Source organism: Ferrimonas sediminicola (assembly GCF_005116715.1).
Lineage (GTDB): Bacteria > Pseudomonadota > Gammaproteobacteria > Enterobacterales > Shewanellaceae > Ferrimonas > Ferrimonas sediminicola.
Genome location: NZ_SWCI01000004.1, coordinates 101,152 through 112,066, shown reverse-complemented (window position 1 = coordinate 112,066; position 10,915 = coordinate 101,152). Strand labels below are relative to the sequence as shown.

Below are 10,915 nucleotides of genomic sequence, written 5' to 3'. Positions count from 1 at the left end.
AATTGGAAGCAGATTATGACCCAGGTTCCTATGACCGTTGTGGGTGCCCAGCAGCTGCGTGAAGAGCTGGAGCATCTGAAACATACCAAGCGCCCCGCGATCTCCCAGGCCATCGCCGAGGCCCGAGAGCTGGGTGATCTGAAAGAGAACGCCGAGTATCATGCCGCCCGCGAGGAGCAGGGGCTGTGCGAAGCCCGCATCCGCGACATCGAGAGCAAACTCTCTACCGCCCAGGTGATCGACGTCACCAAGATCCCCAACAATGGCCGGGTGATCTTCGGTGCCACCGTCACCATCCTCAATGTGGATACCGACGAGGAGATGAGCTACCGTATCGTCGGTGACGACGAGGCGGATCTGAAACAGCGGATGATCTCCGTCAACTCCCCCATCGCCCGCTCCCTGGTGGGCAAGGAGCTGGATGACGTGGTGGTGGTGAAAGCCCCTGGCGGCGATGTCGAGTACGAAATTATCGAGGTGGAGTACAAGTAAAACCTTGTATTCTGCGCCGTCCGCGCACCAAAAAGCCGCATCGAGTGCGGCTTTTTTTTATCGGGCCCGGGGCAGTTCGATCTTCTGTTTGTCAGAGGGTCGGTACAGCACCAGGATATGACCGATCACCTGCACCTCGGTGGCGCCGGACTCACGGACAATGGCATCGATGATGGCACGCTTGGCGTCGCGGTCTTCACTGGCGACCTTCACCTTGATCAGCTCGTGATGGCCGAGGGCCAGCTCGATCTCTGCCATGACCCCTTCGGTCAGGCCGTTGCCACCCAGCAGAACCACGGGCTTCAGGCTGTGGGCCAGACCCTTGAGGTACTGCCTCTGCTTGGTTGTTAATTGACTCATTGGGCCACTCATTTTGGTTTGGGGACTTGAAAAGGGCGTATTCTAACGCCATCTATAGCGTAATACTAATCCTTACCGTGGTGTTCGGCACCGGGTAAGATCATTGGCACATCGACGGTCTGGAGAGTTATGGCCGGTAACCCAAAGAAGAAACGCAGCGCCAGTTCCACGCGCTGGATGAAAGAACATTTCGACGATCGCTTCGTAAAGGAGGCCCAGAAGAAGGGCCTGCGTTCACGGGCGGTGTTCAAGCTGGAGGAGATCCAGGGTAAGGACAAGCTGCTCCGGCCCGGCATGACCGTGGTGGATCTGGGAGCGGCGCCCGGTGGCTGGTCCCAGTATGCGGTGCAGGAGATCGGCCTGGAGGGCCAGGTGATCGCCTGTGACATTTTATCGATGGACCCAATCGCCGGTGTCGATTTCCTCCAGGGGGATTTCCGTGAGGAAGCGGTGCTCAATGCCCTGCTGAAGAGGGTGGGCGAGGACAAGGTGGACGTGGTGCTGTCCGATATGGCGCCCAACTTCTCCGGCAACGCCTCGGTGGACCAACCCTCGGCCATGTACCTGGTGGAACTGGCTTTGGACATGTGTTACCAGGTGTTGGCCCCCAACGGCAGCTTCATCGTCAAGGTGTTTCAGGGCGAGGGCTTTGATCAATACCTGGCTGACATACGTAATGCCTTCAAAGTTGTAAAAATTCGTAAACCGGACTCCTCCCGCGCCCGCTCCCGGGAGGTCTACATTGTGGCAAGCGGCTACAAGTTGTAAGCTTGCTAAGAATAAACCAAGGAATTTGCGAGGTTCTCTACCTTGAGTGACATGGCGAAAAATCTGATTTTATGGCTGGTTATCGCTGTCGTGCTGATGTCGGTGTTTAAGGGATACAACCCTGCCAGCAGCACCGGCAACGCCATCAGTTATACCGCCTTCGTTGAGGCCTACAGCAACGGCCAGGTGCCTGCGGTGGAGTTCCAGGAGGATGGCGTCACCATTACCGGCAAGACCCGTAATGGTGATCAGTTCATCACCTACATGCCGGCCTACGACGACAAGCTGATCGACGATCTGATTCAGAACAAGGTGGAGATCAGCCGACTTCCCCCTGAGCAGCCCAGCGTGCTGGCGCAGATCTTCATCTCCTGGTTCCCCATGCTGCTGCTGGTGGGCGTGTGGATCTTCTTTATGCGCCAGATGCAGGGGGGCGGTGGCAAAGGCGCCATGTCCTTCGGCAAGAGCAAGGCGCGCCTGATGGGTGAAGACCAGATCAAGACCACTTTTGCCGATGTCGCCGGCTGCGACGAGGCCAAGGAGGAGGTCGCCGAACTGGTGGATTACCTGCGTGACCCCACCAAGTTCCAGAAGCTGGGCGGCAAAATCCCCACCGGGGTGCTGATGGTCGGTCCTCCGGGTACGGGTAAGACCCTGCTGGCCAAGGCCATTGCCGGTGAGGCCAAGGTGCCGTTCTTCACCATTTCCGGTTCCGATTTCGTTGAGATGTTCGTGGGTGTGGGTGCCTCCCGGGTTCGCGACATGTTCGACCAGGCCAAGAAGTCCGCCCCCTGCATCATCTTCATCGATGAGATCGATGCCGTGGGCCGCCAGCGTGGTGCCGGTCTGGGTGGTGGTCACGATGAGCGTGAGCAGACCCTGAACCAGATGCTGGTTGAGATGGATGGTTTCGAGGGTAACGAGGGGATCATCGTGATCGCCGCCACCAACCGTCCCGACGTGCTGGACCCGGCTCTGCTGCGCCCCGGTCGTTTCGACCGTCAGGTGACCGTTGGCCTGCCCGATGTCCGGGGTCGTGAACAGATCCTCAAGGTGCACATGCGCAAGGTGCCCCTGGCCGAGGATGTGAAGGCCGACCTGATCGCCCGTGGTACTCCCGGCTTCTCCGGGGCCGATCTGGCCAACCTGGTGAACGAGGCGGCCCTGTTTGCCGCCCGTGGCAACCGCCGGCTGGTCTCCATGGAGGAGTTTGAGAAGGCCAAGGACAAGATCATGATGGGGGCCGAGCGCCGCTCCATGGTGATGACCGAGGAGGAGAAGAAGATGACCGCCTACCACGAGGCGGGGCATGCCATCGTCGGCCGCATGGTGCCCGAGCACGATCCGGTCTATAAGGTCTCCATCATCCCCCGTGGCCGCGCCCTGGGGGTGACCATGTACCTGCCAGAACAGGATCGCTGGAGCCACTCTAAGCAGCATCTGGAGTCGATGATCTCCAGCCTCTATGGCGGCCGCATCGCCGAAGAGATCATCTACGGTGCCGACAGGGTGACCACAGGTGCCAGCAACGACATCGAGCGTGCCACCGAGATCGCCCGTAAGATGGTGACCCAGTGGGGGCTCTCCACCCGCATGGGGCCGATGAACTACGCGGAGGAGGATGGCGAGGTGTTCCTGGGCCGCTCCATGGCCAAGGCCAGTCACATGTCCGATGAGACCGCCAAGATGATCGACGAGGAGATCAAGGACATCATCGATCGCAACTACCGGCGTTCACTGAGCATCCTGGAGGACAACATGGATATTCTCCACTCCATGACCGATGCGCTGATGAAGTACGAGACCATCGACGCCAAGCAGATCGACGATCTGATGGCACGACGCGACGTGCGCGAGCCGGCGGACTGGACCAGTGGTGATTCCGGCGACAAGCCCACCGGTGGCAGCAAGGTGGAGCCCGAACCCAAAGCGGGTGATGACAAGGATACCGACATCGACGGTGCCGGTGCCCCCGCCAAGTAAAAGAATCTGATACACTTTCAAGTCCCGCCCCCGGCGGGACTTTTTTTTTATGGAAGGAGCAAGCCTGATGAAACTCGAATGTGCCGGCAGAACGCTGGACCTGTCCCGGCCCCAGGTGATGGGGATCATCAATGTGACGCCGGACTCCTTCTCCGATGGGGGCCGTTTCCGCCGCCTCGATGCCGCCCTGGCGCAGGCGCGGCAGATGGTCAATGACGGTGCCGCTATCCTGGATATCGGGGGGGAGTCCACCCGGCCCGGTGCGCCTGAGGTGACCCTGGAGGAGGAGCTCAATCGGGTGGTGCCGGTGGTGGAGGCGATCAGCTCCGAACTGGATGTGGTGATCTCCGTGGACACCAGCAAGGCCCAGGTGATGCGTGAGGCGGTGGCGTCCGGTGCCGGGCTGATCAACGATGTCCGTGCCCTGGAGGAGCCCGGAGCACTGGCGGCGGCGGTGGACTTGCAGGTTCCGGTTTGCCTGATGCATATGCAGGGGCAGCCCAGGACCATGCAGCAGCAGCCGGTCTATGAGGATCTGCTGGCCGAAGTCAGCCGCGTCTTCGAGGCGCGCATTCAGGCCTGCGTCGATGCGGGGATGGTCAGGGAGCGTCTACTGCTGGATCCCGGCTTTGGATTCGGTAAGACTTTGGAGCACAACTACCAACTGCTGGCCCGCCTGGACCGGTTTCGCCATTTCGGCCTTCCCCTGCTTACCGGCCTCAGCCGAAAAAGCATGTTTGGCCAACTGCTGGGGAGGGCGGTGGATCAGCGCCTGCCTGCCAGCCTTGCCGGAGCGCTGTTGTGTGCCCAGGGCGGTGCGTCGGTGTTGCGTGTGCACGACGTCCGTGAGACGGTCGACGTTCTTAAGGTACTGGCAGAGACACAAAAGTGGCAAGACGGGTAAAATAGAAGCAGTTAAGCCGCTTAAGGTGGTTTTTAACGGGCGGGGACTTGTAACTTAAATAGGGGTTCGTTATTATCTCGCCCGCTTTCACAGGAGAGAAGTATGGCACTAAGACGCCCTATGGTCGCCGGCAACTGGAAGATGAACGGCTCCCGTCAGCTTGCTGAAGAGCTCGTTAAAAAGTTTGCCAAGTTGAAGGATGATTCCGCTGAAGTGCTGATTTGTCCGCCGACCGTGTTCCTGGAGAGCGCCAGTCGTCTGCTGGAGGAGTCCAAGCAGAGTCTGGACGGCCGACTGGTTCGCCTCGGAGCGCAGAACGTCAGTCACCACGAATTTGGCGCATACACTGGTGAGGTTTCCGCCTCCATGTTGCGCGAGTTCGGATGCAAATACGTGATCATTGGTCACTCCGAACGCCGACGGATGTACGGCGAGACCAGTGATGTCGTGGCAGAGAAATTCGCCACAGCACAGAAGATGGGATTGACCCCCATTCTGTGTGTCGGGGAGTCCCTGGCGGCCCGCGAAGCGAGCCGAACCTTTGAGGTTATCGCCGGAGAATTGGACGCGGTGATCGAAAAAGTCGGGACCTTGGCCTTCGATAATGCCATTATTGCCTACGAACCCCTTTGGGCGGTAGGCACTGGCAAGAGCGCCACCCCTGAGCAGGCCCAAGAGGTGCATGCTTTTATCAGGCACAGGTTGTCTGACGTGTCGCCCTTTATCGGCGAGAAGATTCGAATCCTGTACGGCGGCAGTGTCAAGCCGAGCAATGCAGCAGACCTCTTCTCTCAGCCCGATGTGGACGGTGGATTAATTGGCGGTGTCAGCCTCAATGCCAGCGAGTTCCTGGCAGTGTGCAGCATCGCAATGAACGCGGAATAAGCAAGATGCTTTTTACGGTTTTGATGGTAGCTTACCTGCTGGTCGCCGCGGCCATTATCGGCCTGGTGCTGATTCAGCAAGGTAAGGGTGCAGACATGGGTGCCTCGTTCGGTGCCGGTGCCAGCGGTACCCTGTTCGGGTCCACAGGTTCAGGCAATTTCCTGACCCGTGCCACCGCAATCTGTGCCGTGCTGTTCTTTGTATTGAGCCTGACTCTTGGTAACATGTCCTCCCATAAGGGCAAGGTAACCAGCGACTTCGAGACCATCGAGGTGGAGCAGCCGGTACAGGACAACCTGCCGCAGTAACAGAATACGCCGAGGTGGTGGAATTGGTAGACACGCTATCTTGAGGGGGTAGTGTCCTATGGACGTGCGGGTTCAAGTCCCGCTCTCGGCACCATACTGAAAAGGTCGATTGAAAAATCGGCCTTTTTCTTTTCTTAGGCTTGGTGATGCCCTTGCGTGGTCAAGGTGGCATCAGTATAATCTAGGCCGCTGGTTTGACCCCTCCACCGGAGGTGGCTTTGGACTAAACTGTTGAGGGTTATCCCGCAGTCTTGTCCGGCGCTGAGGACAAGCCGCAGATCTCCGTGGTCACCCAAGGGTGACGTAGAACTACCGAGAAGGCCGCGACGGAGGCGGTGAGCTGTTCCCCTGGAACGGTTCGATGACCAGGTCATCCTAAACAGGGTACAGCGCACTTTAAGCCCCGTTTTGCTCGGGGCTTTTTGTTATCTGAACCACGGTGACGGTGGCGATAGCGCAATCACATGGGGCTGTATTTTCAGGCCATCTGATTGTGTTTATCGTAATTGTCATTTTGATAACAGGGCTTTAAGCCCTTTTTTCGTTTGTAGGGGGAGGCGCAATGGCTACGTTAGAGCAACGCTTAACCGAAATGTTGCAAGAACCGGTGGTGGCCCTGGGCTACGAACTGGTTGGAATTCAGTATGTTCGTGCCGGTTCGCACTCCACTCTTCGGGTGTTTATCGATCACGAGAACGGCATCACAGTGGAAGACTGTGCCGAGGTGAGCCGCCAGGTGGGCGCGGTGCTGGATGTGGAAGATCCCATCAGCACCGAGTACAACCTGGAGGTCTCCTCCCCCGGCATCGAGCGTCCTCTGTTTACGCCGGCCCATTATCAACGCTTCATCGGCGAGGAGGTGAATCTCCTGCTCAACATGCCGATGGAGGGAAAACGCAAGCTGAAGGGCGAGATCAAGGCCGTCGACGGCGAGATGATCACCCTGTCAGTGCAAGGTAAGGATCAGGAAGTGGCTTTAGCTAATGTGCGCCAAGCCCACCTGGTAGCTAAATTCTGATAGTTTCAGGGTGAAACGAGGCTGACCCATGAGCAAAGAGATTTTATTAGTCGCCGAAGCGGTATCTAACGAAAAAGCACTGCCGCGTGAGAAGATTTTTGAGGCCCTGGAAACGGCCCTGGCGACTGCCACCAAGAAGAAGTATGAGATCGAGATCGAGGTTCGCGTCGAGATCGATCAGAAGACCGGTGAGTTCGACACCTTCCGCCGCTGGCTGGTGCTGGAGGACGACGCCGAGATGGAGGAGCCGACCAAGCAGATCTCCCTGTCCGCGGCCCGTGCCATGTACGAAGATGACAGCATCGAAGCCGGTGATTACGTGGAGGAGCAGATCGAGTCCGTGAAGTTCGACCGCATCACCACCCAGACCGCCAAGCAGGTGATCGTGCAGAAGGTTCGGGAAGCCGAGCGTGGCCTGATCATCGAGCAGTTCCGCGACAAAGAGGGACAGCTGGTGACTGGCGTGGTGAAGAAGGTCAACCGCGATTCCGTCATCCTGGACCTGGGCAACAACGCCGACGCCATCCTCTATCGCGAGGAGATGCTGCCGCGGGAGAACTTCCGTCCCGGCGACCGCGTCCGTGCCCTGCTGTTCGCCGTGCGTCCCGAGTCCCGCGGTGCCCAGCTGTTCCTCAGCCGCACCAAGCCCGAGATGCTGATCGAACTGTTCCGCATCGAAGTGCCGGAGATCGGCGAGGAGATGATTGAGATCATGGGCGCCGCCCGTGACCCAGGCTCCCGCGCCAAGATCGCCGTGAAGAGCAACGATAAGCGTATTGACCCCGTGGGTGCCTGTGTGGGCATGCGCGGAGCCCGAGTTCAGGCGGTTTCCGGCGAACTGGGTGGCGAACGCATCGACATCGTGCTGTGGGACGACAACGTGGCCCAGTACGTGATCAAGGCGATGGCCCCTGCGGATGTGGGTTCCATCGTGGTTGATGAAGACGCCCACTCCATGGACATTGCCGTGGAGCCGGACAGCCTGGCTCAGGCCATCGGTCGCAACGGCCAGAACGTTCGCCTGGCGTCCCAGTTGACCGGCTGGGAGCTGAACGTGATGACCACCGACGACATGGCCACCAAGCACCAGGAGGAGTCTGATCGTCTGATCACCCTGTTTGTAGACGGCCTGGACATCGACGACGAGTTCGCCGAAGTGCTGGTTGACGAAGGCTTCACCAGCCTGGAAGAGATCGCTTACGTGCCAATTCAGGAGCTGCTGGAGATCGAGGGCCTGGAGGAGGAGATGGTCGAGGAGCTGCGTGAGCGCGCCAAGGCTGCCCTGACCACCAAGGCCCTGGTCAGCGAAGAAGCCCTGGACGGTGCCGAGCCTGCTGAAGACCTGTTGGGTCTGGAGGGTCTGGATCGTCACCTGGCCTTCGTGCTGGCCTCCAAGGGTGTGATCACCCTGGAAGACCTGGCAGAGCAGGGTGTCGATGACCTGAGTGAAATTGAAGAGCTGACCGAAGAGAAGGCCGGCGAACTGATTATGGCCGCCCGCAACATTTGCTGGTTCAGTGACGAGGCCTGAGTCGATCAACGGAGGATTCAAGAAATATGGCAGATTTGACAGTAGAACAACTCGCCAAAGAAGTAGGTAAGCCGGTTGATCGTCTGGTTGCCCAGTTTGCCGAAGCCGGCATCAAGAAAGGTGCCAGTGACAGCGTGACCCAGCAGGAGAAAGAGACCCTGCTGACCCACCTGTCCGGCCAACACGGGGGCGGCACGGAGCCGACCCGCATGACCCTGCAGCGCAAGAAACGCTCTACCCTGAGTGTCAATGCCGGCGGTGGTAAATCCAAGGATGTACAGGTTGAGGTGCGCAAGAAGCGCACTTATGTGAAGCGCAGCGCGATTGAAGAGCAGCAACGTCAGGAAGAGGAAGCCCGTAAGGCCGCAGAAGAAGCGGTACGCCTTGAGGCGGAGGAGCGGGCCAAACGTGAAGCCGAAGAGATAGCCAAGCGCGAAGCACAAGAGAAGGCCCAACGTGACGCCGAGGAGAAGGCGAAGCGTCAGGCAGCAGAGAAAGCCAAGCGCGAGGAGCAAGAGAAGTTGATGGCGAAAGACAAGGCCCAAGATGATACCGCCCGTCAGGAAGCGGAGAAACTGAAGGCAGCCCAGGAAGCCGAAGCTGCCCGCAAGGCAGAAGAGGAAGCCCGCGTCAAGGCCGAGGAAGCTAAGCGTCTGGCGGAAGAGAACGCCAAGCGCTGGGAGCAGGAGGAGAAGGAGCGTAAGGCCCGCGAACAGGCGGACTACCACGTGACAACTTCCACCGCGGCCCGTGCTGCCGAAGACGCGTCCGACGCCCAGGCCGAGCGCGGCCGTCGTCGCAAGAAGAAGAAAGCCGATGATCGTGCCGTCCGCACGCCTCAGCGCGGCCGAGGCCGTGGCCGTGGCAAGCCCTCCTCCATTCAGCAAGGCTTCCAGAAGCCTGTGGAGAAGGTGACCCGTGACGTCGAGGTGGGGGAAACCATCACCGTCGGTGAACTGGCCAACAAGATGGCGGTGAAGGCCACCGAGGTGATCAAGGTGATGATGAAGATGGGGGCCATGGCCACCATCAACCAGGTGATCGATCAGGAGACCGCCGTGCTGGTGTGTGAAGAGATGGGCCACAAGGTCATTCTTCGCAACGAGAACGAGCTGGAGGATTCCGTACTGTCCGATCGCGACACCGAAGCGGAAGCCGTACCGCGCGCCCCCGTCGTGACCATCATGGGTCACGTTGACCACGGTAAGACCTCCCTGCTGGACTACATCCGTCGCGCCAAGGTGGCCGATGGCGAGGCCGGTGGTATTACCCAGCACATCGGTGCCTACCATGTAGAGACCGGTAACGGCATGATCACCTTCCTGGATACCCCAGGCCACGCCGCCTTTACCTCCATGCGTGCCCGTGGTGCCCAAGCCACCGACCTGGTGGTGCTGGTGGTGGCGGCCGATGACGGCGTGATGCCTCAGACCATCGAGGCGATTCAGCACGCCAAGGCGGCCGGTGTGCCCCTGGTGATTGCCGTGAACAAGATGGATAAGGAAGCCGCCGATCCTGATCGGGTCAAGAACGAGCTGTCCCAGCACGAAGTGATTCCCGAGGACTGGGGTGGTGAGCACATGTTTGTGCACGTCTCCGCCAAGTCCGGCATGGGCATCGACGAGCTGCTGGAGGGGATCCTGCTGCAGTCCGAAGTACTGGAGCTGACCGCACGCGAAGAGGGCATGGCCCGCGGCGTGGTGATCGAGTCCCGCCTGGATAAGGGCCGCGGTCCTATCGCGTCCGTCCTGGTACAGGAGGGGACGCTGAACCAGGGCGACATCGTTCTGTGTGGCCTGGAGTATGGCCGAGTTCGTGCCATGCGCGATGAGAACGGCAAAGAGATCAAGTCCGCCGGTCCCTCCATCCCCGTCGAGATCCTCGGTCTGTCCGGGGTACCCGCTGCCGGTGACGAAGCCACCGTGGTGCGCGACGAGAAGAAGGCCCGGGAAGTGGCGCTGCACCGTCAGGGCAAGTTCCGCGAGGTCAAACTGGCCCGTCAGCAGAAGGCGAAACTGGAGAACATGTTCGCCAACATGCAGGAAGGGGACGTGTCCGAGCTGAACGTGGTACTGAAGGCCGACGTACAGGGCTCCCTGGAGGCCATTGCCGACTCCCTGATGAAGCTGTCCACCGACGAGGTGAAGGTGAACATCATCGGTCGTGGCGTGGGTGGTATCACCGAGACCGACGCCTCGCTGGCGGCGGCGTCCAACGCCATCATGGTGGGCTTCAACGTCCGAGCCGATGCCGTTGCCCGTCGGACCGTGGAGAACGAGAACCTGGATCTGCGCTACTACAGCGTGATCTACGACCTCATCGACGAGGTGAAGGCGGCCATGAGCGGCATGCTGGCCCCCGAGTTCAAGCAGCAGATCATCGGTCTGGCCGAAGTGCGTGACGTGTTCAAGTCGCCCAAGATCGGCGCGGTGGCCGGTTGTATGGTGACCGAAGGGATCGTCAAGCGCTCCGCCCCCATCCGTGTACTGCGTGACAACGTGGTTATCTACGAAGGTGAGCTGGAGTCCCTGCGCCGCTTCAAGGATGACGTTGCCGAAGTGCGTAACGGCATGGAGTGTGGTATCGGCGTGAAGAACTACAATGACGTGAGAGTCGGCGACCAGATCGAAGTCTTCGAAACCGTCGAAGTGAAGCGTACCCTGTAA

10 protein-coding genes and 1 tRNA gene are annotated in these 10,915 nt (G+C 59.6%); 10 read left to right on the top strand and 1 reads right to left on the bottom strand.

Going from position 1 to position 10,915, the window contains the following annotated elements; translation table 11 throughout:
* Positions 1-15: 15 nt before the first annotated feature.
* Positions 16-492 carry a transcription elongation factor GreA gene (gene greA, locus FCL40_RS08100; RefSeq protein ID WP_136852656.1) on the top strand — a complete coding sequence of 159 codons (477 nt, stop codon included), beginning with the start codon at positions 16-18 and terminating at the stop codon, positions 490-492.
* A gap of 57 nt (positions 493-549) precedes the next feature.
* Here greA and yhbY read toward each other — a convergent pair whose 3' ends face one another.
* Positions 550-852 (bottom strand): ribosome assembly RNA-binding protein YhbY, encoded by a 303-nt coding sequence (gene yhbY / locus FCL40_RS08095; RefSeq protein WP_136852655.1) that lies wholly within the window; start codon positions 850-852, stop codon positions 550-552.
* 129 nt (positions 853-981) lie between these two features.
* On the opposite strand from yhbY, the gene rlmE reads away from it, so the two are divergent.
* The 9 genes from rlmE to infB all read left to right on the top strand — a co-directional run bounded on the left by rlmE (position 982) and on the right by infB (position 10,915).
* Complete coding sequence (rlmE, locus tag FCL40_RS08090; RefSeq protein ID WP_136852654.1) at positions 982-1,620, top strand: 23S rRNA (uridine(2552)-2'-O)-methyltransferase RlmE; 639 nt, start codon at positions 982-984, stop codon at positions 1,618-1,620.
* A gap of 42 nt (positions 1,621-1,662) precedes the next feature.
* Positions 1,663-3,603, top strand: coding sequence for an ATP-dependent zinc metalloprotease FtsH (gene ftsH / locus FCL40_RS08085; protein WP_136852653.1), 1,941 nt, complete (start codon positions 1,663-1,665; stop codon positions 3,601-3,603).
* A gap of 67 nt (positions 3,604-3,670) precedes the next feature.
* Positions 3,671-4,507: a dihydropteroate synthase gene (gene folP / locus FCL40_RS08080; protein WP_136852652.1), complete on the top strand. Its 837-nt coding sequence runs from the start codon at positions 3,671-3,673 to the stop codon at positions 4,505-4,507.
* 102 nt (positions 4,508-4,609) lie between these two features.
* On the top strand, positions 4,610-5,392 hold the full coding sequence (gene tpiA / locus FCL40_RS08075; protein ID WP_136852651.1) for a triose-phosphate isomerase: 783 nt from the start codon (positions 4,610-4,612) through the stop codon (positions 5,390-5,392).
* A 5-nt stretch (positions 5,393-5,397) separates the two neighbouring features.
* Positions 5,398-5,700, top strand: a complete 303-nt coding sequence (secG, locus tag FCL40_RS08070) for a preprotein translocase subunit SecG (RefSeq protein WP_136852650.1) — start codon at positions 5,398-5,400, stop codon at positions 5,698-5,700.
* Positions 5,701-5,708: 8 nt separating this feature from the next.
* A tRNA-Leu gene (locus tag FCL40_RS08065) sits at positions 5,709-5,794 on the top strand.
* A gap of 468 nt (positions 5,795-6,262) precedes the next feature.
* Positions 6,263-6,718 (top strand): ribosome maturation factor RimP, encoded by a 456-nt coding sequence (rimP, locus tag FCL40_RS08060; protein WP_136852649.1) that lies wholly within the window; start codon positions 6,263-6,265, stop codon positions 6,716-6,718.
* A 28-nt stretch (positions 6,719-6,746) separates the two neighbouring features.
* On the top strand, positions 6,747-8,249 hold the full coding sequence (gene nusA, locus FCL40_RS08055) for a transcription termination factor NusA (RefSeq protein ID WP_136852648.1): 1,503 nt from the start codon (positions 6,747-6,749) through the stop codon (positions 8,247-8,249).
* A gap of 26 nt (positions 8,250-8,275) precedes the next feature.
* Positions 8,276-10,915 carry a translation initiation factor IF-2 gene (infB, locus tag FCL40_RS08050; protein ID WP_136852647.1) on the top strand — a complete coding sequence of 880 codons (2,640 nt, stop codon included), beginning with the start codon at positions 8,276-8,278 and terminating at the stop codon, positions 10,913-10,915.